Raw genomic sequence first — 23,899 nt, 5'->3', positions numbered from 1 at the left:
CCGCGATTTAATTATTTGTGTCATCGTGCGTAAAACGGCGTGCAGTCGCAGGTATGCTGTGCGGTAATTCGACGTATTCATCGGCAATCCACTACCTTTAAGTGGCGGCGATCACACTTTTATGCTCATCCCCACTACTCCTCCCTGCCTAATCCCGGGTGGGATGAGGAAGGTCAACATCGAGCCAGGCAAACTAACGATAACGTTGTTTTATTACCTGAGGATTCGGAATTTCTATGTCACAGCCTACCTTCAACAAAGATCACTTTCAGGCTGCCCTGATGCGTCAGTGGCAGCGTTTCGGTTTACTGTCGGCTCATGAGATGACATCTCGCCAGTGGTGGCAGGCCGTTAGCGGCGCACTGGCTGAATTGCTCAGCGCGCAACCTGCGGCAAAACCGGCTAAGAACCAGCGTCATGTTAACTACATCTCGATGGAATTCCTGATTGGCCGCCTGACCGGGAACAACCTGTTGAATCTGGGCTGGTATCAGGCGGTGAGCGATGTGCTGAAAGCGCACGATGTCAACCTGACCGACCTGCTGGAGGAAGAGGTTGATCCTGCGCTGGGCAACGGTGGTTTAGGACGTCTGGCGGCATGTTTCCTGGACTCTATGGCGACGGTAGGCCAGTCCGCAACGGGCTATGGCCTGAACTACCAGTATGGGCTGTTCCGTCAGTCTTTTGTCGATGGGCAACAGATGGAAGCGCCGGATGACTGGCATCGCGGTAGCTACCCGTGGTTCCGTCACAATGAACAGCTTGATGTTCAGGTCGGTATTGGCGGTAAAGTGACGAAGGACGGGCGTTGGGAACCGGGTTTTGTGATCGCCGGGCAGGCGTGGGACTTGCCGGTGCTCGGCTACCGGAACGGCGTCGCACAGCCGCTGCGTTTGTGGCAGGCCGCGCATGCGCATCCGTTTAACCTGACCAAATTCAACGACGGTGATTTCCTGCGTGCGGAGCAGCAGGGTATCGACGCGGAAAAACTGACGAAAGTCCTCTATCCGAACGACAACCACACCGCAGGCAAAAAGCTGCGCCTGATGCAGCAGTATTTCCAGTGCGCCTGCTCGGTAGCGGATATTCTGCGCCGTCACCACCTGGCGGGGCGCAAACTGCATGAGCTGGCGGAGTATGAGGTCATTCAACTCAACGATACTCACCCGACCATCGCTATCCCTGAACTGCTGCGCGTGCTGCTCGATGAGCACCAGCTAAGCTGGGACGACGCCTGGGCTATCACCAGTAAAACGTTCGCCTACACCAACCATACGCTGATGCCGGAGGCGCTGGAGTGCTGGGATGAGAAACTGGTGAAAGCGCTGCTGCCGCGCCATATGCAGATTATCAAAGAGATTAATGACCGCTTTAAGAAACAGGTTGATAAAACCTGGCCGGGCGATAAGCATGTGTGGGCGAAGCTGGCGGTAGTGCACGACAAGCAGGTGCGGATGGCCAATATGTGCGTGGTCAGCGGCTTTGCGGTCAACGGCGTTGCGGCGCTGCACTCCGATCTGGTGGTGAAGGATCTGTTCCCGGAATATCACCAGCTGTGGCCGAACAAATTCCACAACGTGACCAACGGCATTACGCCGCGTCGCTGGATCAAACAGTGCAACCCGGCACTTGCGGCGCTGCTGGATAAGTCGTTGAAGAACGAGTGGGCTAACGACCTCGATCAGCTGATCAACCTGGAGAAATTCGCCGACGACGCGGCGTTCCGCAAAACGTATCGTGAGATTAAACAGGCGAATAAAGTCCGCCTGGCCGAATTTGTGAAAATACGCACCGGGATTGAAATCAACCCGCAGGCGATTTTCGATATCCAGATTAAGCGCTTGCACGAATATAAGCGCCAGCACCTGAACCTGCTGCATATTCTGGCGCTGTACAAAGAGATCCGCGAAAATCCGAAAGCAGACCGCGTGCCGCGCGTGTTCCTGTTTGGCGCAAAAGCGGCGCCGGGCTACTATCTGGCGAAAAACATCATCTTCGCCATTAACAAGGTGGCGGAAACCATCAACAACGACCCGAAAGTCGGCGATAAGCTGAAAGTGGTCTTCCTGCCGGACTACTGCGTTTCGGCGGCGGAAATGCTGATCCCGGCGGCGGACGTCTCTGAGCAGATCTCTACTGCCGGTAAAGAAGCCTCCGGCACCGGCAATATGAAGCTGGCGTTGAACGGCGCGCTGACGGTCGGTACGCTGGATGGGGCGAACGTTGAGATCGCCGAACAGGTCGGGGACGAGAACATCTTTATCTTCGGTCATACCGTGGAAGAGGTGAAACGGCTGAAGGCCAAGGGTTACGACCCGGTGAAATGGCGTAAGAAAGACAAAGTGCTGGACGCGGTGCTGAAGGAGCTGGAAAGCGGCAAATACAGCAACGGCGACAAGCACGCTTTTGATCAGATGCTGCACAGCATTGGCAAACAGGGGGGCGATCCGTACCTGGTGATGGCGGACTTTGCCGCCTACGTTGCGGCACAAAAGCAGGTGGACGTGCTGTATCGCGACCAGGATGCCTGGACCCGGGCGACGATCCTGAACACCGCGCGTTGCGGGATGTTCAGCTCGGATCGCTCCATCCGCGATTATCAGGCTCGTATCTGGCAGGCAAAACGCTAAGGAAGCGCCATGGAACGCAAACGTCTGGATAATGCCGCGCTGGCGGCGGGGATCAGCCCCAATTACATCAATGCCCACGGTAAACCGCAGTCGATTGGCGCCGAAACCAAACGGCGTTTGCTTGATGCGATGCACCGCGCCACCGCCGCCACGAAGGTGGCGGTAACGCCAGTGCCGAATGTGATGGTGTATACCGCAGGCAAGAAGATGCCGCTGGCGGTAGAAGGCAGCGGCGATTTTAGTTGGCTGCTGACCACCGAGGAGGGCGTACAGCACAAGGGGCACGCCACCGGCGGTAAAGCCTTTACGCTCCCGGCAAAGCTGCCGGAGGGGTATCACACGCTGACCCTGACTCAGGGCGAACAGCGCACGCACTGCCGGATCATCGTGGCGCCGAAACGCTGCTATGAGCCGCAGGCGCTGCTGACTGGACAGAAGCTGTGGGGAGCGTGCGTTCAGCTTTATACCCTGCGTTCGGAAAAAAACTGGGGGATTGGCGACTTTGGCGATCTCCAGTCGATGCTGACGGATGTTGCGAAACGCGGCGGCGCATTTATTGGCCTGAACCCGATTCACGCCCTCTACCCGGCAAACCCGGAGAGCGCCAGCCCGTACAGCCCCTCATCCCGCCGTTGGCTGAATGTCATTTATATTGACGTGAATGCCGTTGACGATTTCCGGTTGAGCAAAGAGGCGCAGGCCTGGTGGAACATGCCGGCGACGCAGCAGACATTGCAGCGCGCACGGGATGCCGAATGGGTTGATTATTCTGCTGTTACCGCGCTGAAAATGACCGCCCTGCGGATGGCATGGAAAGGTTTTGCGCTTCGTGATGACGAGCAGATGGCGGCGTTTCGCCACTTTGTCGCCCAGGAAGGCGACAGCCTGTACTGGCAGGCGGCATTTGACGCGCTGCACGCGCATCAGGTGAAGGAAGATGAATTGCGCTGGGGCTGGCCGGTCTGGCCGGAAGCGTATCAGTCAGTGAACTCGCCGGAAGTGAAACAGTTCTGTGAAGATCACCGTGATGAGGTGGACTTTTACCTCTGGTTACAGTGGCTGGCGTATACCCAGTTTGCCGCCTGTTGGGCGGTATGCCAGGGTTATGATATGCCGATTGGCCTGTATCGCGATCTGGCGGTAGGGGTTGCGGAGGGCGGGGCGGAAACCTGGTGCGATCGTGAGCTGTATTGCCTGAAAGCATCGGTGGGCGCGCCGCCGGATATCCTCGGCCCTCTGGGGCAGAACTGGGGACTGCCGCCGATGGACCCGCACATCATCGCCGCTCGCGCCTATGAGCCGTTTATTGAACTGCTGCGCGCCAATATGCAGAACTGCGGCGCTTTGCGTATCGATCATGTTATGTCGATGCTGCGTCTGTGGTGGATTCCTTACGGTGAAACGGCGGATCACGGGGCGTATGTGCATTACCCGGTGGACGCCCTGCTCTCTATTCTGGCGCTGGAAAGTAAACGTCATCGCTGCATGGTGATTGGCGAAGATCTGGGGACGGTGCCGGTGGAAATCGTGGGTAAACTGCGCGACAGCGGCGTTTACTCGTATAAAGTGCTCTATTTCGAGAATGATCATGAGAAGAACTTCCGCGCGCCGAAAGCGTACCCGGAACAATCAATGGCAGTCGCGACGACGCATGACCTTCCTACGCTGCGTGGCTACTGGGACAGCGGCGACCTGACGCTCGGCAAAACGCTGGGGCTTTACCCGGATGAAGTGATATTGCGTGGGCTGTATCAGGATCGTGAGCTGGCGAAGCAGGGTCTGCTGGACGCGTTGCACAAATACGGTTGCCTGCCGAAACGCGCCGGGCATAAGGCGTCGCTGATGTCGATGACGCCGATCCTCAACCGTGGAATGCAGCGTTACATTGCGGACAGCCATAGCGCATTGCTGGGGTTGCAGCCGGAAGACTGGCTGGATATGGCGGAGCCGGTCAATATTCCAGGCACCAGCGACCAGTACAAGAACTGGCGGCGCAAGCTGTCCACGACGCTTGAGAAGATGTTTGCCGATGACAAGGTGAATAAACTGCTTAAAGATTTGGACAAACGGCGAAAAGCGGCCGCGAAGAAGAAGTAAAAAAAGCCGGGAATTTCCCGGCTTTTTTATGATGGCAACACGTAGGCCTGATAAGCGCAGCGCCATCAGGCAATTCTGGCGCACATTACCGGATGGCGGCTTTGCCTTATCCGGCCTACAGGCCGTCTCGGTTACACCACCATTCCCAGCAGCAGACACCCAATCAGGCCGCAGACGGAGATAATGGTTTCCAGCATTGACCAGGACTTGATGGTTTCGCCGATGGTCAGGTTGAAATATTCTTTGAACAGCCAGAAGCCTGGATCGTTTACGTGAGAGAAAATGACGCTACCGGAACCGACGGCGATAACCATCAGCTCAGGGCTTACGCCCGTCGTTGCAATCAGCGGCGCCACGATACCACCCGCGGTAATCGCAGCCACGGTGGCAGAACCGAGCGCGATACGCAGTACGGCTGCGATGGACCACGCCATGAACAGCGGAGAAACGTTGGTTTCGTTCATCATGGACGCGATGTATTTGTCTACGCCGCTATCAACCAGTACCTGCTTGAATGCGCCGCCGCCGCCGATGATCAGCAGCATCATCGCGATGATTTTGATTGAGGAACCCAGCGTGTCGTTAATCTGATCCATTGAGCGGCCACGGTTCAGACCGAACGTAAACATCGCAATCAGTACCGCAATCAGCGTTGCCATTACCGGGTCGCCAAAGAACTCAGCAACCGGCAGGAAGGCATGACCTTTTGGCAGCACCATTTCTGCAACGGCGCGCATGGCCATTAAAATAACCGGCACCAGAGAAGTCCAGACGCTGACGCCAAAGCCAGGCATCTCTTCTTCAGTAAAGTTTTTTGCGCTGTACAGACCTTCCGGGATCGGCTTATCGATGCCTTTCAGGAAGCGGGCAAATACCGGGCCTGCGAGAATTACGGTCGGGATAGCCAGAATTGTACCGAACAGCAGGGTTTTACCCATATCGGCGTGGAAGATCGTGGCGATGGCGGTCGGGCCCGGGTGCGGAGGCAGGAAGCCGTGGGTAACGGACAGCGCTGCCGCCATCGGTACGCCGACATACAGCAAAGGAATGCTGGCCGCCGCTGCGATGGTGAATACCAGCGGCAGCATCAGCACGAAGCCCACTTCATAGAACAGTGCGAAACCTACCGTGAAACCGGTTAATACCACTGCCCACTGGATGTGTTTTTTACCAAATTTGGCAATCAGCGTGGTCGCGATGCGCTGTGCGCCGCCGCAGTCTGCCAGCATTTTGCCCAGCATGGCGCCGAAACCCATAATCAGGGCGAGGCTACCAAGAGTACCACCAACACCAGCTTTAATAGAGCCAATGACTTTATCCAGCGGCATTCCTTGCATCAATCCAACAGCAAGTGCCACCAGGACGAGAGCGATGAAACCGTTCATTTTGAAGCGGATCATCAGGAGTAATAACAAAATTACACCGATAGCGACGATGACTAATGGCATGATTTACCTGGCCTTTCATTTGTTATGGGTAACGTCGGTGTGTCGACGAAAAATTCCGCTTGTCCCAACCGGGAACAGAAGCGTAACGGCACCAACACTGATTGACTTTAACACTATCTGGTTTAGTCGGCTGTTATGGGGATGTTTGGTGCCCATATGAATGATACGGGTAACATATAGCGATTGAGAATCACCCTGGCAGGCAAAATTTAAATTATGAGAGGCAGGTCATGTTATCGGAGGGGAAAAGCGGAAGATATCATCACGCCGGATGTCGGCGTAAACGCCTTATCCGGCCTACGGGATATGCATTGCAGGCCCGGTAAGCGATGCGCCACCGGGCAAAACGCCGGATGGCGGCGTAAACGCCTTATCCGGCCTACGGGATATGCATTGTAGGCCCGGTAAGCGACGCGCCACCGGGCAGAATCTTAGTAGTAAGAGTGCTCGCCGCGCTGGTGTTCGGTCAGATCGCGAACGCCTTTCAGCTCAGGGAATTCATTCAGCAGCTGCTTCTCGATCCCTTCTTTCAGGGTCACATCGACCATCGAGCAACCGTTACAGCCGCCGCCAAACTGCAAAATGGCGTAGCCTTCGTCGGTGATCTCCATCAGAGAGACGCGACCGCCGTGACCGGCAAGCTGCGGGTTGATCTGCGATTGCAGCATGTACTCCACACGTTCCATCAGCGGCGCATCATCAGCAACCTTACGCATTTTTGCGTTTGGCGCTTTCAGCGTCAGCTGAGAACCCAGCTGATCGGTGACGAAATCGATCTCGGCATCTTCCAGATACGGCGCGCTCAGTTCATCAACATAAGCGGTCAGAAGGTCAAATTTCAGGGCAGTGTCGCTTGCTTCCACGGCGTCCGGCGGACAATAAGAAACGCCGCATTCAGCGTTAGGCGTACCGGGATTGATCACAAATACGCGGATTTGTGTCCCTTCTTCCTGATTTGCCAGCAGTTTGGCAAAGTGCGCTTGTGCAGCATCGGAAATATGGATCATAGTAATGGCCTAATAGTTGACTATTTTACTTGGTTATAATACGCCCATCATCGAGGCTCTACAAGGTTCGACACAGGCACCATACCTGGACAGTCGCCGCGCCGTTGCGCAAAAGCAGCTGCGCGATCTCCGCGACGGTACTTCCGGTAGTGACGACATCATCCACAATGACCATATGGAGTCCCTGTACCGGCAATTCAAGGCGAAACGCATTTTTCAGGTTATGTTTGCGCAATCGGGCGCTGAGATGGTGCTGAGTGGCGGTGGCACGAAGGCGCGTGACGCTTCGGCTGTCCCAGCCGCAGCCCAGCCAGCGCGCCAGGGGGCGACACAGCAGATCGCTTTGGTTAAATCCCCTGCGCCAGTGACGGCGCTGCCAGAGCGGCACGCTGACTAAGCGATCCGGTAGCGGAAGCGTCGATGCGCGGTGCGCGTGTAAGACTTCCAGCAACAGCAGGCGTGAAAGGGCGGCGGCGACGTCGCTGCGGCGAGAGAATTTTAGCTGGTGGATAAGTAAACTCAGCGGCGGTACGTAGTCGCTGACCGTCACCAGACGCTGCCACGGCGGGGGTTTTTGCAGACAACGCCCGCAGGGAATGGCGGCGTGCGCAGCGGGCAACCCACACTGCGGGCACAGGCTGACGCGGCGACGCGCCGCTCTCGTGCAAACCGAACAAATCCCCCAGTGACTCAACGCCAGCGGCATTCGGCATAGCCAGCATAATCCCGGTACTGTTAGCATATGTTCATCCTTGTTAGCCAAAAGAGAACAGTAACTGATGAATGACATCTGGTGGCAGACTGAAGGTCAGGGAAATTGCCATCTTGTGCTGCTGCACGGATGGGGACTGAATGCGGAAGTGTGGAATTGCATTCGTGAGGAACTCAGCGCGCATTTCACGCTGCATCTTGTCGATTTACCCGGATTTGGCCGCAGCCAGGGTTTTGGCTCGATGTCGCTGGAGCAGATGGCGGAGCATGTGCTGAAACAGGCGCCTGATAAAGCCGTCTGGCTTGGCTGGAGTCTGGGAGGACTGGTGGCGAGCCAGGTGGCGTTAATCCATCCTGAACGCGTTCAGGCGCTGGTGACCGTCGCGTCATCGCCCTGTTTCAGCGCTCGCGAAGCGTGGCCGGGTATTAAGCCGGATATCCTGGCGGGATTTCAACAGCAGCTCAGCGAAGATTTCCAGCGTACGGTGGAGCGTTTTCTGGCGCTGCAAACGTTAGGCACTGAAACCGCGCGTCAGGATGCCCGCACGCTGAAAAGTGCCGTGCTGGCGTTGCCGATGCCGGAGGTTGCGGTACTGAACGGTGGGCTGGAGATATTGAAAACGGCCGACCTGCGCGAGCCGCTTAAATCGCTGACCATGCCGTTCCTGCGTCTGTATGGTTATCTGGATGGTCTGGTGCCGCGCAAAGTCGTGCCGATGCTGGATGCCGCATGGCCGGAGAGTGAATCGCAGGTGTTTGCAAAGGCCGCCCATGCGCCGTTTATTTCGCATCCCGGCGAATTTTGTCAGGCGTTGATGGCGTTAAAGCAGAAGATATAATTATTGTCTATGCAGTGCCGGATAGCGGCGTAAACGCCTTATCCGGCCTACAGGTTAGCTGCCGTTCGCCATCCGGCAGAACGTTAACGCAACGTCCACCACTCCCGGAGACAGGCTTTTCCTTCCGGGCAGCTTTTGCAGCTACCGGACAGGCAGCCGTCGGGATCTTCCTGAATCCGCACGGCCCTGCCCATATTCTCCAGCTGATTCAGCATCGCGTCGATCATCGGCTGCGGCGTATGCAGCGTGCGGCTAATCTGCATTGCCTCCATACGCCCCTGCAAAGCCAGTAAATCACGAACCTGAATAAGTGACGCCATTGTTCTCAACCTTAGTGACAGTTGCCGGCAGGGCTTGCGCAGCAGGCGCTGGCCGTTTTACGCGTTGCCAGCAGTTCGATATCCACCCGGCTGCGGGCGCGCCGTAACAGCCCCAGCACCACAATGTTAAACAGGATGACCGCCAGAATGCAGACCAGGCTATAGGTCGGATGCTGGCTAAAGCTTGCAACCTGATAGAACAGGGTAGACAGCGAGTAGGCGATATTCAGCCCCCACAGAATCGAGAAGCTCATCCAGCCGCGGCTGGACTCACGCGCGATAGCCCCCATCACCGAGATGCACGGTACATACAGCAGAACGAAAATCAGATAGCTGTATGCGGCAGCGGCGCTGCCAAACTTCGCGTCCATCACGCCCATCGCCCCGGTCGCCATTTCACCGTCGCCTTTGCTGGCTTCGATTGGGTTAGCCAGTACGCTAAGGCTGAAGGTGTCTTTCAGGCTTTGCCAGGTTTCATCGACCGCGCCCAGCAGCTCGTCGCCGAGATGGAAGTCAGCCGGGTTAAACTCTTCTTCCTGAATATTTTCAGCGGTATAGAGGGTGTTCAGCGTCCCCACCACCACCTCTTTCGCCATTGCGCCGGTGAACAGGCCAACGGTCGCCTGCCAGTTATCTTCATGAACGCCAATCGGTTTAAAGACAGGCGTAATCACGCGGCTGATGGACGCGAGCGCAGAGTCGTTGATGTTATCGACGATTTTTCCGCTCAGGGAGAAGCTGTTAAATGCGCTGAGGAAAATACTGACGATGATGATGACCTTACCGGCACGCAGCACAAAGCCTTTCAGGCGTTGCCAGGTCTGGATCACCAGGCTTTTGATGTGCGGCACATGGTAGACCGGCAGTTCCATCACGAACGGAGAGGCTTCGCCGCGCATAATCGTGTGTTTAAGCATCAGGCCGGTCAGTACCGCCATCACGATACCCAGCACATACAGCGAGAAAACCGCCAGCGCGCCGTTTTGCCCAAAGAACGCGGCGGCAAACACGGCGAAAATCGCCAGACGTGCGCCGCAGGACATAAACGGCGCCATCATAATGGTCATCAGACGTTCACGCGGCGCGTCCAGGGTACGGGCGCCCATCACGGACGGGACGTTACAGCCAAAGCCGACAATCAGCGGCACGAACGATTTACCCGGCAACCCCAGCGCCTGCATCAGACGGTCCATAACGAACGCCGCACGCGCCATGTAGCCGGAGTCCTCCAGGAAAGAGAGGAACAGGTACATCATGCCGATCTGCGGCACCAGCGGCAGAACGGTATTGATACCGCCGCCCAGCCCCTGCGCGAGGAAAATGGTGAGCCAGTCCGGGAAGTGCAGCGTGTAGCCGATCCACTGAATGCCGTGAATAAAGAGCGCCACGGAACCCACGTCGAACAGCGGTTGCAGCGCGCCGCCAATGTTAATGGCGAGCAGGAACATCAGGTACATGACGAACAGGAAAATCGGCAACCCGAGGAAACGGTTCAGGATGACCTTATCTACCGCTGCGGTGAAACGGCTGGGTTCCGCCGTCAGGGTGTTGCTGACCACGTCGCAAATCGCGGCGATGCACTGATAACGCGCATCGGCGATGTGCAGCGCCGGGTCATCCATCTCTTTGCTCAGGCGAGTGAGCGACGCCTCAAGGTTTTGCGCGGCATTACCGGCGTAAACGCGGCTGTAGATATCGCCTTCCAGCATCTGCAAGCCCAGCCAGCGGCGCTGTTGCGCTGGCATATCCGCTGCCATGACGTCGGCCAGCGATTCGGCCTCGCGCAGCAACGGCCGGGCATAATGTGCCAGCTCAACGTTTTCGTTTTCTTTATAGCGATCGATAGCCAGTTTCAGGGCTTCAATCCCACGGCCGCGTGTGGAAACCAACGGCACAACCGGGCAACCAAGGCGTGCGGACAGCGCGTCGATATCAATGCGAACCTGCTGTTTCTCCGCGATGTCGAGCATGTTGAGCGCCACAATGCAGGGAATGCCCAGCTCAAGCAGTTGCAGCGTCAGGTAGAGGTTGCGCTCAAGGTTAGAGGCATCCACCACGTTGATCAGCAGGTCTGCGTCGCCGCTCAGAATGTAATGGCAGGCGATTTGTTCATCGAGGGAAGTTTGTGACGAAATGGTGGTCAGTGAATAGGTGCCGGGTAAATCGACCAGCGTGACCTGATGGTCGGTTGTTGCGAACTGACCTTCTTTGCGTTCAACGGTAACACCCGCCCAGTTCCCCACACGCTGACGCGCGCCGGTGAGCTGGTTAAATAATGTTGTCTTGCCGGAATTTGGATTACCAATTAAACCAATGGTTAATTTTTTCATTTTTATAGACTCACCGAATTAACAGGAAACCGCTTCCACTTCTAATAACGCCAGATCTTTCTTACGTAATACCAGGCTCACGCGGCGAGTTTCGATATGAATAGGATCGCCTAATGGGGCGACACGCACTACGTTAAATGAAGAACCTGGCAACATGCCGAGTGAAAGCAGTTTCTGACGATATGCCGGGCTGATTTCATGGGAAAAGCCGGTAATTTTCCACGCCGTGTCTGGAATGAATTGCATAGGGGGCCTACTTGTTTCTCGCTAACTGGACGTATACCTCATGCGCGCTCAGAAGGCGGCATAAGACCAGATGATTAGCCAACGAAAGAAAGATTAAATAATCAACAAGACAATGATAATGAGAATGGTTTTTATCATCAATGATTAAAATGTGACGGAATGTAGAAATGGATAATAAATTGAGTCAGTTTTGACATGGCTCAACATTTATTCGTCTTAAAAAGAACGTGTTGATTTAAACATTATTCAGCGTTGCTAATGTTTAATTAAGGTTTCATCTGTTAATGAATTGATAATTACCAGTGCTGGCAACAGGCGGGTAATGAATTAAGCAATTTAATTCGTAAGATTTAATTGTTAATTTCAAATATAACGGCCGGATGGCGGTATAGATACCTCATCCGGCCTACAAGCATAAGGCTTGATTAGCGTTTTTTACCCATTGCGGCCGCCAGCGCGTCCATCATGGCGCTGTTGCCCGCAGGCTGCGCGTCACGACCACGCGGCTTCGCCGCTTTTGCCGCCGGGCGGTTGCCCTGAGCGCGATCGTTGCCGCCGCCGCGACGGGCGTTGGTTTCACCCGGCTGCTCGTCCAGACGCATGGTCAGCGCGATGCGCTTACGTTGCAGGTCAACCTCCAGCACTTTCACCTTCACGATGTCGCCCGCTTTCACCACGGTGTGTGGGTCTTCGACGAACTTATTCGACAGGGAAGAGATGTGCACCAGACCGTCCTGATGTACGCCGATATCCACAAACGCGCCAAAGTTGGTGACGTTGGTTACGGCGCCTTCCAGAATCATGCCCGGTTGCAGATCGTTCATGGTTTCTACGCCATCAGCAAACTGTGCGGTTTTGAACTCTGGACGCGGGTCGCGGCCCGGTTTTTCCAGCTCTTTGATGATGTCGGTAACGGTTGGCACGCCGAATTTGTCGTCGGTGAAATCCACCGCTTTCAAATTGCGTAGCTCGCTGCTGTTGCCCATCAGCGCTTTCAGCGCCTGTTGGGTGGCGGCAAGAATACGCTCGACCACCGGGTAGGCTTCCGGGTGAACGGTAGAGGCATCCAGCGGGTTATCGCCGTGGTTGATGCGCAGGAAGCCCGCGCACTGTTCAAAGGCTTTCGGCCCCAGACGGCTCACTTTCAGCAACTGCTGGCGGTTCTGGAACTGACCGTTTTCATCACGCCAGGCGACGATATTCTGCGCCATCATGCGCGTTAAGCCTGCCACGCGGGTCAGCAACGGTACGGACGCGGTATTGAGATCGACGCCGACGGCGTTTACGCAGTCTTCCACAACGGCATCCAGCTTACGGGCAAGCTGGGTCTGGCTGACGTCGTGCTGATACTGGCCGACGCCGATGGATTTCGGATCGATTTTCACCAGCTCCGCCAGCGGGTCTTGCAGACGACGGGCGATAGAGACCGCGCCGCGCAGCGAAACGTCCAGATCCGGGAACTCCAGCGCCGCCAGCTCGGAAGCGGAATACACCGATGCTCCGGCTTCGCTGACGATCACTTTCTGCGCCGTCACTTTCGGGAACTGTTTCTGCACGTCGAGGAAGAAGCGCTCGGTTTCGCGCGATGCCGTGCCGTTACCAATCGCCACCAGCTCAACGTTGTGTTTTTCGCACAGCGCGGCAACCGCCACCGCAGCTTTAGCCGCCTGACCGGTATGTGGATAAATGGTGTCGGTGGCGACCAGTTTACCGGTGCCGTCCACTACGGCAACCTTCACGCCGGTACGCAGACCCGGATCGAGACCCATAGTCGCGCGCAGGCCAGCAGGCGCCGCCATCAGCAGATCGTGGAGGTTGCGGGCAAAGACGTTAATGGCTTCATCTTCCGCGCGTTCACGCACGGTGCCCATCAGTTCGGTTTCGAGATGCATCAGGACTTTGATACGCCATGTCCAGCTCACCACGCCTTTGCGCCAGCTATCCGCCGGGGCGTTGTTCAGACGCAGGCCGAGGTGATCCTGGATGATCTGCTCGCAGTGGCTCTCTTTGGGCGGCTCATCGAATTGCGGGTCGGCATTAAGCGACAGTTGCAGCACGCCTTCGTTGCGGCCACGGAACATCGCCAGCGCACGGTGTGAAGGGACGGTGGCGATCGGTTCGTGATGATCGAAATAATCACGGAATTTCGCCCCTTCCTCCTCTTTGCCGCTCACGACGGTCGCGACCAGGTGGGCGTTCTTCCACAGATAATCGCGCACTTTCGCCAGCAGCGCCGCGTCTTCGGCAAAACGCTCCATCAGGATATAGCGCGCGCCATCAAGGGCCGCTTTGGCGTCCGCCACGCCGTTGTCAGCGTCGATATATTTTGCCGCTTCCGTTTCCGGGGTGTGGGACGGGTCTGTCCACAGCAGGTCGGCCAGCGGTTCAAGTCCGGCTTCGATGGCGATTTGCCCGCGCGTGCGACGCTTGGGTTTGTAGGGCAGGTAGAGGTCTTCGAGTTCGGTCTTACTTAACGTGCCGTTGATGGCGTTAGCCAGCTCATCGGTCAGCTTGCCTTGCTCGGAAATGGACTTGAGAATGGCCTGACGTCTGTCTTCCAGTTCACGCAGATATCCCAGACGGGTCTCCAGATTACGCAACTGCGTGTCATCCAGCCCGCCGGTGATCTCCTTACGATAACGTGCGATAAACGGCACGGTGTTCCCTTCGTCAAGCAGGCGAACGGCAGCGTCTACCTGTTCGGCGCGTGCCTGAATTTCACCTGCGATAATGCGGCAGAAAGAATCATTCATCATGGATTTAGTTTCATCTGAGTAAAAAATCAGGGGATAGTTATACGGATTGACTGGCAAAATTGCCAGTCATCAGCGGGGGCTTCGGATTGTTCCGGCGCTATTTTACGTACTCGATCTCATTAACGTACCAGCTGGCCTCTCCGGCGGGCGTGTGTACTACCGCGAGATCGCCCACTTCTTTTTTCAGCAACGCCCGCGCCATAGGCGAGTCGATGGAGATGTAATCCTTACGACCGAAAATTTCATCGTAGCCGACGATGCGAAAGCGGCGGATATCGCCCTCATCGTTTTCGATCTCCACCCACGCGCCGAAGAACACTTTGCCTTCCTGCTGCGGGGAATAATCGACGATTTTCAGGTTTTCCATGCATTTGGTCAGATAACGAACACGACGGTCGATCTCACGCAGGCGCTTTTTATTATACTGATAGTCAGCATTTTCGCTGCGGTCCCCAAGACTCGCAGCCCAGGTCACTTTTTTGGTGACTTCCGGGCGCTCTTCCCGCCAGAGATAATTCAGCTCGTGTTTGAGTTTTTCGTACCCTTCCCGGGTAATCAGGGGCGTTTTCATCTCGTTGATTTACCTTTGACTATTTGGCGATGCGCACAATACGTATTACGTGATCGCCGCAGCAGAATAAATAATGTGTCGCAAGATTAATTGTATACTTAAGCTGCTGTTAAATATGCTTTGTAACAATTTAGCCTGGAATTTATACCAGAATTCGCTGGTGACGAACGTAAGCTTTTTTAAGAATACACACATTCAATTGTTGCGAACCTTTGGGAGTAAAACAATGCAAGAGAATTATAAGATTCTGGTGGTGGATGACGATATGCGCCTGCGCGCGCTACTGGAACGTTATCTGACCGAGCAGGGCTTCCAGGTTCGAAGCGTGGCAAACGCCGAGCAAATGGATCGTCTGCTGACCCGTGAGTCCTTCCACCTTATGGTACTGGACCTCATGCTGCCTGGCGAAGATGGCCTGTCAATTTGCCGCCGTCTGCGCAGCCAGAGCAACCCTATGCCGATCATCATGGTGACGGCGAAGGGCGAAGAAGTGGACCGCATTGTGGGTCTGGAGATCGGTGCTGACGACTACATTCCGAAGCCGTTCAACCCGCGTGAACTGCTGGCGCGTATTCGCGCTGTGCTGCGCCGTCAGGCGAACGAACTGCCGGGCGCGCCTTCGCAGGAAGAAGCGGTAATCGCCTTCGGTAAGTTCAAGCTGAACCTCGGCACCCGCGAAATGTTCCGCGAAGACGAACCGATGCCGCTCACCAGCGGTGAATTTGCGGTACTGAAAGCGCTGGTCAGCCACCCGCGCGAACCGCTCTCCCGCGATAAGCTGATGAACCTGGCGCGCGGTCGTGAATACTCTGCGATGGAACGCTCCATCGATGTGCAGATCTCCCGTCTGCGCCGCATGGTGGAAGAAGATCCGGCGCATCCACGTTACATTCAGACCGTCTGGGGCCTGGGCTACGTCTTTGTACCGGACGGTTCTAAAGCATGAGGCGAATGCGCTTCTCACCGCGAAGTTCATTTGCCCGCACGCTACTGCTCATCGTCACCTTGCTGTTCGTCAGCCTGGTGACGACTTATCTGGTGGTGCTGAACTTTGCGATTCTGCCGAGCCTCCAGCAGTTTAATAAGGTTCTGGCCTACGAAGTTCGTATGCTGATGACCGACAAGCTGCAACTGGAGGACGGCACGCAACTGGTGGTGCCGCCTGCGTTCCGCCGGGAAATCTATCGTGAGCTGGGAATTTCTCTCTATTCCAACGAGGCTGCCGAAGAGGCCGGGCTGCGTTGGGCGCAACACTATGAATTCTTAAGCCATCAGATGGCGCAGCAGCTGGGCGGCCCGACGGAAGTACGCGTTGAGGTCAACAAAAGCTCGCCGGTGGTCTGGCTGAAAACCTGGCTGTCGCCCAATATCTGGGTGCGCGTGCCGCTGACGGAAATCCATCAGGGCGATTTCTCCCCGCTGTTCCGCTATACGCTGGCGATTATGCTGCTGGCGATAGGCGGCGCATGGTTGTTTATTCGTATCCAGAACCGACCGCTGGTCGATCTTGAACATGCCGCGTTGCAGGTGGGGAAAGGCATGATTCCGCCGCCGCTGCGCGAGTATGGCGCGTCGGAGGTGCGCTCTGTGACCCGCGCCTTCAACCATATGGCAGCAGGCGTGAAGCAACTGGCTGATGACCGTACCTTGCTGATGGCGGGGGTGAGCCACGATTTGCGCACACCGTTGACGCGTATCCGCCTGGCTACCGAAATGATGGGTGAAGAGGACGGCTATCTCGCGGAGTCCATTAATAAGGACATCGAAGAGTGCAACGCCATTATCGAACAATTCATCGATTACCTGCGTACCGGTCAGGAAATGCCGATGGAGATGGCCGATCTGAATGCCGTGTTGGGTGAGGTTATTGCGGCGGAAAGCGGCTACGAGCGGGAAATTGATACCGCGCTGCAACCGGGCAGTATTCAGGTGAAAATGCATCCGTTGTCGATTAAACGCGCGATCGCCAATATGGTGGTCAACGCCGCCCGTTATGGCAATGGCTGGATCAAGGTCAGCAGCGGTACGGAACCGCATCGCGCCTGGTTCCAGGTTGAAGACGATGGGCCGGGCATTAAGCCGGAACAGCGTAAGCACCTGTTCCAGCCGTTTGTGCGTGGCGACAGCGCGCGCAGCACCAGCGGCACCGGGTTGGGTCTGGCGATTGTGCAGCGTATTGTGGATAACCATAACGGTATGCTGGAGATTGGCTCCAGCGAGCGCGGTGGGCTTTCTATTCGCGCCTGGCTGCCGATTCCGGTCGCTCGCGTACCGGGTTCGACGAAAGACGCATAAGAAAAGGGAGGCGAAATGCCTCCCTTTTCGTTTCTCAGCGCCCGGTGGCGCTACGCTTACCGGGCCTACAACAGCGTGTGCTCCGTAGGCCGGATAAGGCGCAGCCGCCATCCGGCATTGCGCCCGGTGGCGCTACGCTTACCGGGCCTACAATAACGTGTGCTTCGTAGGCCGGATAAGGCGCAGCCGCCATCCGGCATTGCGCCCGGTGGCGCTACGCTTACCGGGCCTACAACAGCGTGTGCTCTGTAGGCCGGATAAGGCGCAGCCGCCATCCGGCGTGTTTTTTTACAGCTTCGGCCCGGCGCTGACCAGCGCTTCACCGGCTGGGGTATCGGTGTATTTCTCGAAATTCTCGACAAACAGTTTCGCCAGCGCGGTGGCTTTTTCCTGCCACTGTTCCGGTGACGCGTAGGTGTTACGCGGGTCAAGAATACGTGTCTCTACGCCCGGCAGCTCGGTCGGGATCGCCAGGTCAAACATCGGCAGATTAAAGGTTTCCGCATTATCCAGAGAGCCGTTCAGGATGGCGTCGATAATCGCGCGCGTATCTTTGATGGAAATACGTTTGCCCGTGCCGTTCCAGCCGGTGTTTACCAGATACGCCTGTGCGCCAGATGCCTGCATGCGTTTTACCAGCACTTCAGCGTACTGCGTCGGGTGCAGCGACAGGAACGCCGCGCCGAAGCAGGCAGAGAAGGTTGGCGTCGGTTCGGTAACGCCGCGCTCAGTACCGGCCAGTTTAGCGGTAAAGCCAGACAGGAAGTGGTACTGCGTCTGGTCAGCCGTCAGGCGAGAAACCGGCGGCAGCACGCCGAAAGCGTCGGCAGTCAGGAAGATGACTTTGGTTGCATGGCCCGCTTTTGATACCGGCTTAACGATGTTATCGATGTGATAAATCGGGTAGGAGACGCGGGTGTTCTCGGTTTTGGAACCATCGTCGAAATCAATGGAGCCATCTTCGCGAACGGTGACGTTTTCCAGCAGCGCATCGCGACGGATAGCGTTGTAGATTTCCGGTTCGGCTTCTTTAGACAGCTTGATGGTTTTCGCGTAGCAGCCGCCTTCAAAGTTAAACACGCCGTCGTCATCCCAGCCGTGTTCGTCATCGCCGATCAGACGGCGTTTCGGGTCGGTGGAGAGGGTGGTTTTCCCGGTGCCGGAAAGCCCGAAGAAGACCGCGACGTCGCCTTTCTCGCCCACGTTGGCGGAGCAGTGCATGGAAGCAATGCCTTTCAGCGGCAGCAGGTAGTTCATGACGGAGAACATCCCTTTTTTCATTTCGCCGCCGTACCAGGTGCCGCCAATTAACTGAATGCGTTCAGTCAGGTTGAAGGCCACGAAGTTTTCAGAGTTCAGCCCCTGTTCCTTCCACTGCGGGTTGGTGCATTTCGCGCCGTTCATCACGATAAAGTCTGGTTTGAAATCCACCAGTTCTTCGTCCGTAGGACGGATGAACATGTTTTTGACAAAATGCGCCTGCCAGGCGACTTCCGTGATGAAGCGAACGGAGAGACGGGTATCCGCGTTAGCGCCGCAGAAGGCGTCAACGATGAACAGGCGTTTGCCGGAGAGTTGCTGAGTTACCAGCCCTTTCAGGTGCTGCCAGGTTTCCTGGGACAGCGGTTTGTTGTCGTTCTTGCCTTTGCCTTTGTCGGACCACCAGAGCGTGTCACGCGTGGTGTCGTCACGGACAATGTATTTATCCTTCGGCGAACGTCCGGTAAAGATACCAGTATCAACGGCAACGGCACCCAGATTCGTTAATACGCCGCGCTCGTAACCTTCCAGAGTAGGATCGAGTTCCTCCTGGTACAGCAGGTCGTAGCTGGGGTTGTAAACGATATCCTGAACGTCATTGATACCATAAGCCTTGAGATCTTGCGGGGTTAAGCTGTTAACGCGCATGTCACTACTCCTTAGCCAATATGTATTACCTGAAATTGTAGGGTTTTTTAGGGTTTGTTAACCGCGACGAGGCTCATAGATTTACGTATCTGGACAAAATCACGATTGACCGAAAACGCTGTGACTCCTGTCACGAAGCGGCGCTTATTATGGCAGAGAACCCTTTTTTGTTGTGGAAAATGTTCTTAAAACGTTAAAAATGAGTGTATTCTGCGGGAATGTTGTGAGTGTAATCGCATTCATGTAAGAAATTTACGAAACCCTTACATATAAAATATCGATTCACCACGAAGGAAAAAATGAACAAAAAGTGCGGAATTTTGCGGAGCAGGCCGGATGACGACGCGGATGCGTCTTATCCGACCTGTAAATGAGTAAGCCTGATGAGCGATTCGCCATCAGGCCTTTTACCGGTGATTAATGCACCTGCGGGTCGGCAGGGGAGGCGTTGTTGCGGATTTCCGCAATGTCCATCGCGTTGAACAGATAGTGGCTGCCGCAGTAATCGCAGTGCATATCGATCTCGCCTTCTTCCGCCAGGATGCTGTCCACTTCTTCATCCGGCAGCGTTTTCAGCGCGCCCGCACAGCGTTCGCGAGAACAGGTACACTTGAACTCAACGTCCTGCGGGTCGTAGAGCGTGACCTCTTCTTCATGGTACAAACGCCACAACACATCGTTAGCCGGAAGGGTCAGCAACTCTTCGGTTTTGATGGTTCCGGTCAGCGTCGCCAGGTGATCGAAGTCGTCTGCCTGCGCGTTCTGCGCGGGCATTACCTGTAGCAGCATTCCGCCCGCCGCCGGTTTGCCTTCCACCTCGCCAGTGCGGATGAACAGGCGTGTCGGCAACTGTTCGGAACGCAGGAAGTAATCTTCCAGGCACGCCGCCAGCGTGTCGCCTTCCAGACCGACCACGCCCTGATAACGCTCGCCTTCTTCCGGCGTAATGGTGATCACCAGATAGCCGTTGCCCACCAGCGTTTTCAGATCCGCGTTTTCCGGCACTTCGCCCTGTACGCGAGCGACGCCGCGCATCTGCTGGTTGTTATTGCCGTTGATCACCGCCAGGCTCAGCGGGCCGTCGCCCTGTAGCTGCACGGTAATGTCACCGGCAAATTTCAGCGTGGCGGTCAGCAGGCTGGTGGCGACCAGCAGCTCGGCCAGCACGGTTTTGACCGGCTGCGGATAGGCGTGGTTTTCGAGGATCTGTTGCAGGGTTTCCGATACGGTCACCAGTTCGCCGCGCACGGCAAAGTTTTCAAACAGATAACGATGTAATTGGTCATGTTGCGGCATAATCATCTCTCTTGCGGGTGACAGTCACTCACTGTCGCCGTGTTTAAATCGTAACAGGTCGCGGCGCTCTTTTTTATCCGGTCGCCTGTCCGGGTGCGGCATGGTTAATGCGTTAAGTTTGCGTGCCTGCGCCATTTTTTCGCGTTTTTCCACGCTCTCCGCTGTTTCTTCATACAGCGTAACGGCTTCGCTCGCCGGACGGCGCTGCTCGGTAATGCCTTTAATGACTACCGTCCGCTCGTCGTTGCCCTGGCGCAGGGTCAGCGTCGCATTCAGCTCGACAATCTTGCCCGGCTTGCTGCGCTGCCCGTTATAGTGCACCTTACCGCCTTCAACCATTTCGCGGGCCAATGCACGGGTTTTATAAAAGCGTGCGGCCCACAGCCATTTATCCAGTCGGACCTCAACAGAGGGCTTTTCTTTCATGGCGTCTCCTTCACATCAGTGAGGGGATCAGTCGGCGGTAATCATTCAACGACGGATGGCGTGCATACTGCTTTTCCGCAATGCCGGAGTCGGGATTGGTCACGCCGAGGCAGTAACGAATGCCGAATTGGGCGGCGGCGTCGAGAATCGGTTCGCTGTCGTCGATAAACAGCGTTTTCTCTGCGCTTATTCCCGTTTCTTCAGCCACTGCGTGCCATAACCGCTGATCCTCTTTGGGATAACCAAATGTGTGGGTGGAAAGTAATAAATCAAGGTGTGATGCCAGACCGGTATGTTCCAGCTTCACCGCCAGGTTATGCGGGTGCGCGTTGGTCAGCAGAATGCGGCGTTTACCGCGGGCTTTTAACGCATCCAGAAACGGCACGGTATCTTCGCGCAGCACGGCGCGCGGCCCCTGTGCCGTCGTCATAGCGCAAATGTCCAGACCCAGCCGCTCGCTCCAGTAATCAAGACAGTACCAGTTTAGCGTATGCTGCACGGCATGATACTGCTGGCGAATATAGTCCTGGGCTTCCTGTGCAGTGATTCCCTGCTGTGCGCCATAGGTTTCCGGCACCAGTTTCTGCCAGAAATAGTTATCGAATGCCAGATCGAGCAGCGTGCCGTCCATGTCCAGCAAAACGGTATCGACGTCCTGCCAGGCAATATCAATATGCATGGGAATTCTCCAGATGAGATTGCCGCCAAATCCTGGCGGCTTTTGCCGGATATGCGCTACAGGGTAGCATACCGTGAGCTGTCAGATGAGGCTTTCCGGGGAGGCGATCAGCTTTGGATTCAGGCAGTTTTCATAATATTCCTGAATTTCCGCCATACGGGTGCGGTTACGCTGATAACGTCTGAACGCCTGAATGCCGTTGTAAGCGGCGCAGCCCAGCATGGTGAGCATCAGCAACGTCGTGCCAAGGTAGCGCCATAAACCGGAACGATCCGGGATGCGGTGCAGGCCGATGTGCTGCGTGCCGTTGGCGTCGGTGTAGACACGGGTGACGATCCCTTCGGCGCTAAACGGCGTTTGCATTAACATCTGCGCCAGGCGCTGGAATGCGCCCCACTGTTCCTGCGCGGGGTAATCGTACAGGGACATCGACGGCCACGGCTGATCAACCAGATCGCTGCCTTCATCGCTGATAATCAGGAAGCCGCCCGGCGCGGGGCTGTTAAGCGCCTGTGCGGCGCGCGCGGTTTCACGGGAGATAAACGGCGCGGTTGAGGTCGTCACCAGGTTATCGAGCGACTCCGCGCTGACAGGGCGCAACAGAACGTTCACGCCGTCAAGTTTGCCCGCATTCGCGCGTTTGACCAGCGCGGCCCAGTTTTTGCTATTGCCGAGGTTCACCAGCGCGTTTTTCAGGCGCACGCATTCGTCTTCGGCGGCGCACAGATCGGCGGTCTTTAATACGATGTCGCCGAAATCATCCAGCAATACCATCCCGGACTTTTGAATCGCCGAACGTAGCGACGCGCTAACGCGGGAGTCATCTTCCGGCTTCGGGTGCAGCTGGCGGTTGATGGCCTGGGTCAGCGCCGTGGCTTTGTTGACGAGATCGGACTCGGGCAGCGGCAGCGTCCGCGCGTCATTCCAGATGATTTGCGAGCAATCAAACGGCATAAAAGGGGAGTTCGGCTGCGCAGTCCAGCTACCAGACTGATGGATATTACACATGCCTTTGCCGCTCAGATGCAGCGTATCGCCCACGCGAACTCCGGCGTCGTGGAGCTGTTTAACGCTGGTGGCCTCAATGGTTTGCGCGCCTTTCATCCACGACAAGGTGAATTTGATCGGCATGTCCAGCGGGATCCAAAAGAGCAGCATAAACAGCACCAGCAGCGATCCGCCCGCAATAACGGCGCTACGCAGCCAGTGTTGCAACGGGAAATTTTTCACCTCGTCATGCAGGGAGAGAAAACGCCCTTGCCGCGCGACGTGGCGATCCAGATAGATATCAATATCCGTTTGCTGCCCGAGATCCTGTGCGATATAGGGTTGCCAGTGGGCAGGGTAAATCAGGTCAATAATTCCCAGCGAAATATTGTTGATCTGCTCCTGATCGTTTTCGCCAAACAGCCCCCAGCGACGCGGGGTTCCCCGTAGGCAGTGAATCTCCCGCAGCGAGGTTTTAGATGGCGGTGCGAACAGCCCCCAGAGACCTGCGGCGAGCAGCAAAATTGCGCCGCCCGCAATCCACGGCACGAAGACATCCGGCGTAATTAAGCAACAGAAGAACAGCAGGAATGAGGCCACAATCAGCGATGCTTCGCGCAGCCCAGCAGGGCGGCTGAGCGCATACTCTTCGTGAGTTTCCTGACGAATGTTCAGCAGTTCAATTTGCTCGCTCTCTTCGCCACGAATCGACGCCTGGGTGGAGGAGGTATGCTGTAGCGCATAGCCGCGCGTCTCCTGCATGTATTCCTGCAACGTGTGGCCGTTAAGCGAGATGACCAAAGGAAGCGTATCGGTATGGATCAGCTCAACGTTATTTTCGTCATTGATGTACTGTTCCCAGAACGGCGGCAAATGAACCTCAACGGAATCAAGGTAATATCGCCATTTATTGGGATCGTCGGTCGTGATGCCATAACGCGTAATGGAATGGGTCAGAATAATGACGTTATTACTCTGGGCATTCAGCGTTAACGACACGGGAGCGGTACTGGCGCCTGTCGGCCCCGGCACCTGCTGAATCTGACTGAGGTTGTCGAGATAGTTTTCAACCGCACTGCGCTCTTCCGGCGTTAGCTTGCGCGTCGCGGCGTCTGAAAAGGCGCTGATCCAGGGCAGATTCTGCCGCCTGGCTCTTACTCTGAGTAGCCATCCTGCCAGTAGAGAGCAGGCCAGCAAAGCAGCTAAGAAAATCAAAATGGTGCTCATGCTTTCCCCATCTTACTAAGTCTGTCAGGCGTGGTCAGTCGCACCCTGTCGAATAAATGTGATGCTGTGGTTGGCTATCGGCAAGCGTGGAGTTGAACTTGAGCATTTTTACGCGCATCCCAGTGA

18 protein-coding genes are annotated in these 23,899 nt (G+C 56.1%); 5 read left to right on the top strand and 13 right to left on the bottom strand.

Annotated features, from left to right (window positions below):
* Positions 1–236 precede the first annotated feature (236 nt).
* Positions 237–2,630 (top strand): maltodextrin phosphorylase, encoded by a 2,394-nt coding sequence (gene malP, locus OGX80_RS05920; protein ID WP_115181032.1) that lies wholly within the window; start codon positions 237–239, stop codon positions 2,628–2,630.
* 9 nt (positions 2,631–2,639) lie between these two features.
* On the top strand, positions 2,640–4,727 hold the full coding sequence (gene malQ, locus OGX80_RS05915) for a 4-alpha-glucanotransferase (protein ID WP_012135523.1): 2,088 nt from the start codon (positions 2,640–2,642) through the stop codon (positions 4,725–4,727).
* A 131-nt stretch (positions 4,728–4,858) separates the two neighbouring features.
* Here malQ and gntT read toward each other — a convergent pair whose 3' ends face one another.
* The 3 genes from gntT to gntX all read right to left on the bottom strand — a co-directional run bounded on the left by gntT (position 4,859) and on the right by gntX (position 7,924).
* Positions 4,859–6,175, bottom strand: coding sequence for a gluconate transporter (gntT, locus tag OGX80_RS05910; protein WP_012135522.1), 1,317 nt, complete (start codon positions 6,173–6,175; stop codon positions 4,859–4,861).
* Positions 6,176–6,606: 431 nt separating this feature from the next.
* The gene (gene nfuA, locus OGX80_RS05905) at positions 6,607–7,182 is read right to left on the bottom strand and encodes a Fe-S biogenesis protein NfuA (protein ID WP_012135521.1); all 576 of its coding nucleotides are present in this window, start codon (positions 7,180–7,182) and stop codon (positions 6,607–6,609) included.
* A gap of 58 nt (positions 7,183–7,240) precedes the next feature.
* Positions 7,241–7,924 (bottom strand): DNA utilization protein GntX, encoded by a 684-nt coding sequence (gene gntX, locus OGX80_RS05900; protein ID WP_024131016.1) that lies wholly within the window; start codon positions 7,922–7,924, stop codon positions 7,241–7,243.
* Positions 7,925–7,961: 37 nt separating this feature from the next.
* Between gntX and bioH the strand changes: the two genes are divergently transcribed.
* Positions 7,962–8,732 (top strand): pimeloyl-ACP methyl ester esterase BioH, encoded by a 771-nt coding sequence (gene bioH / locus OGX80_RS05895; RefSeq protein ID WP_114848061.1) that lies wholly within the window; start codon positions 7,962–7,964, stop codon positions 8,730–8,732.
* A gap of 83 nt (positions 8,733–8,815) precedes the next feature.
* Here the strand turns inward: bioH and feoC are convergent, their stop codons facing one another.
* The 5 genes from feoC to greB all read right to left on the bottom strand — a co-directional run bounded on the left by feoC (position 8,816) and on the right by greB (position 14,955).
* Positions 8,816–9,052, bottom strand: coding sequence for a [Fe-S]-dependent transcriptional repressor FeoC (gene feoC, locus OGX80_RS05890; protein ID WP_012135518.1), 237 nt, complete (start codon positions 9,050–9,052; stop codon positions 8,816–8,818).
* Positions 9,053–9,063: 11 nt separating this feature from the next.
* Positions 9,064–11,382, bottom strand: a complete 2,319-nt coding sequence (feoB, locus tag OGX80_RS05885) for a Fe(2+) transporter permease subunit FeoB (RefSeq protein WP_115181033.1) — start codon at positions 11,380–11,382, stop codon at positions 9,064–9,066.
* A gap of 18 nt (positions 11,383–11,400) precedes the next feature.
* Complete coding sequence (feoA, locus tag OGX80_RS05880; protein ID WP_012135516.1) at positions 11,401–11,628, bottom strand: ferrous iron transporter A; 228 nt, start codon at positions 11,626–11,628, stop codon at positions 11,401–11,403.
* 425 nt (positions 11,629–12,053) lie between these two features.
* Entirely contained in the window at positions 12,054–14,384 is a 2,331-nt protein-coding gene (locus tag OGX80_RS05875; RefSeq protein WP_012135515.1) for a Tex family protein, read from the bottom strand.
* A gap of 97 nt (positions 14,385–14,481) precedes the next feature.
* Positions 14,482–14,955: a transcription elongation factor GreB gene (greB, locus tag OGX80_RS05870; protein WP_012135514.1), complete on the bottom strand. Its 474-nt coding sequence runs from the start codon at positions 14,953–14,955 to the stop codon at positions 14,482–14,484.
* 226 nt (positions 14,956–15,181) lie between these two features.
* On the opposite strand from greB, the gene ompR reads away from it, so the two are divergent.
* Complete coding sequence (gene ompR, locus OGX80_RS05865; protein ID WP_001157751.1) at positions 15,182–15,901, top strand: osmolarity response regulator transcription factor OmpR; 720 nt, start codon at positions 15,182–15,184, stop codon at positions 15,899–15,901.
* Positions 15,898–17,250 (top strand): two-component system sensor histidine kinase EnvZ, encoded by a 1,353-nt coding sequence (gene envZ, locus OGX80_RS05860; protein WP_012135512.1) that lies wholly within the window; start codon positions 15,898–15,900, stop codon positions 17,248–17,250. Before ompR ends, envZ begins: the two co-directional genes overlap by 4 nt.
* A gap of 288 nt (positions 17,251–17,538) precedes the next feature.
* Here envZ and pckA read toward each other — a convergent pair whose 3' ends face one another.
* From pckA to igaA, 5 genes are all read right to left on the bottom strand, one after another.
* On the bottom strand, positions 17,539–19,158 hold the full coding sequence (pckA, locus tag OGX80_RS05855) for a phosphoenolpyruvate carboxykinase (ATP) (protein ID WP_058668195.1): 1,620 nt from the start codon (positions 19,156–19,158) through the stop codon (positions 17,539–17,541).
* A gap of 417 nt (positions 19,159–19,575) precedes the next feature.
* The gene (gene hslO, locus OGX80_RS05850; RefSeq protein ID WP_024131015.1) at positions 19,576–20,454 is read right to left on the bottom strand and encodes an Hsp33 family molecular chaperone HslO; all 879 of its coding nucleotides are present in this window, start codon (positions 20,452–20,454) and stop codon (positions 19,576–19,578) included.
* 24 nt (positions 20,455–20,478) lie between these two features.
* Positions 20,479–20,880: a ribosome-associated heat shock protein Hsp15 gene (hslR, locus tag OGX80_RS05845; protein ID WP_012135509.1), complete on the bottom strand. Its 402-nt coding sequence runs from the start codon at positions 20,878–20,880 to the stop codon at positions 20,479–20,481.
* Positions 20,881–20,890: 10 nt separating this feature from the next.
* Entirely contained in the window at positions 20,891–21,559 is a 669-nt protein-coding gene (yrfG, locus tag OGX80_RS05840) for a GMP/IMP nucleotidase (RefSeq protein ID WP_012135508.1), read from the bottom strand.
* 81 nt (positions 21,560–21,640) lie between these two features.
* Entirely contained in the window at positions 21,641–23,773 is a 2,133-nt protein-coding gene (gene igaA / locus OGX80_RS05835; protein ID WP_049012024.1) for an intracellular growth attenuator protein IgaA, read from the bottom strand.
* Positions 23,774–23,899: the final 126 nt, after the last annotated feature.

Source organism: Citrobacter sp. CK194 (assembly GCF_030333395.1).
Taxonomy (GTDB): Bacteria; Pseudomonadota; Gammaproteobacteria; order Enterobacterales; family Enterobacteriaceae; genus Citrobacter_B; species Citrobacter_B koseri.
This window is presented reverse-complemented; position numbering and strand designations above follow the sequence as displayed.

Bases quoted from the DNA above. Each gene is read 5' to 3' on its own strand.
- feoB (WP_115181033.1), bottom strand. From the start codon at position 11,382: ATGAAAAAATTAACCATTGGTTTAATTGGTAATCCAAATTCCGGCAAG.
- gntX (WP_024131016.1), bottom strand. From the start codon at position 7,924: ATGCTAACAGTACCGGGATTATGCTGGCTATGCCGAATGCCGCTGGCG.
- yrfG (WP_012135508.1), bottom strand. From the start codon at position 21,559: ATGCATATTGATATTGCCTGGCAGGACGTCGATACCGTTTTGCTGGAC.
- gntT (WP_012135522.1), bottom strand. From the start codon at position 6,175: ATGCCATTAGTCATCGTCGCTATCGGTGTAATTTTGTTATTACTCCTG.
- greB (WP_012135514.1), bottom strand. From the start codon at position 14,955: ATGAAAACGCCCCTGATTACCCGGGAAGGGTACGAAAAACTCAAACAC.
- hslR (WP_012135509.1), bottom strand. From the start codon at position 20,880: ATGAAAGAAAAGCCCTCTGTTGAGGTCCGACTGGATAAATGGCTGTGG.
- nfuA (WP_012135521.1), bottom strand. From the start codon at position 7,182: ATGATCCATATTTCCGATGCTGCACAAGCGCACTTTGCCAAACTGCTG.
- igaA (WP_049012024.1), bottom strand. From the start codon at position 23,773: ATGAGCACCATTTTGATTTTCTTAGCTGCTTTGCTGGCCTGCTCTCTA.
- envZ (WP_012135512.1), top strand. From the start codon at position 15,898: ATGAGGCGAATGCGCTTCTCACCGCGAAGTTCATTTGCCCGCACGCTA.
- hslO (WP_024131015.1), bottom strand. From the start codon at position 20,454: ATGCCGCAACATGACCAATTACATCGTTATCTGTTTGAAAACTTTGCC.
- OGX80_RS05875 (WP_012135515.1), bottom strand. From the start codon at position 14,384: ATGATGAATGATTCTTTCTGCCGCATTATCGCAGGTGAAATTCAGGCA.
- ompR (WP_001157751.1), top strand. From the start codon at position 15,182: ATGCAAGAGAATTATAAGATTCTGGTGGTGGATGACGATATGCGCCTG.
- feoA (WP_012135516.1), bottom strand. From the start codon at position 11,628: ATGCAATTCATTCCAGACACGGCGTGGAAAATTACCGGCTTTTCCCAT.
- malQ (WP_012135523.1), top strand. From the start codon at position 2,640: ATGGAACGCAAACGTCTGGATAATGCCGCGCTGGCGGCGGGGATCAGC.
- bioH (WP_114848061.1), top strand. From the start codon at position 7,962: ATGAATGACATCTGGTGGCAGACTGAAGGTCAGGGAAATTGCCATCTT.
- pckA (WP_058668195.1), bottom strand. From the start codon at position 19,158: ATGCGCGTTAACAGCTTAACCCCGCAAGATCTCAAGGCTTATGGTATC.
- feoC (WP_012135518.1), bottom strand. From the start codon at position 9,052: ATGGCGTCACTTATTCAGGTTCGTGATTTACTGGCTTTGCAGGGGCGT.
- malP (WP_115181032.1), top strand. From the start codon at position 237: ATGTCACAGCCTACCTTCAACAAAGATCACTTTCAGGCTGCCCTGATG.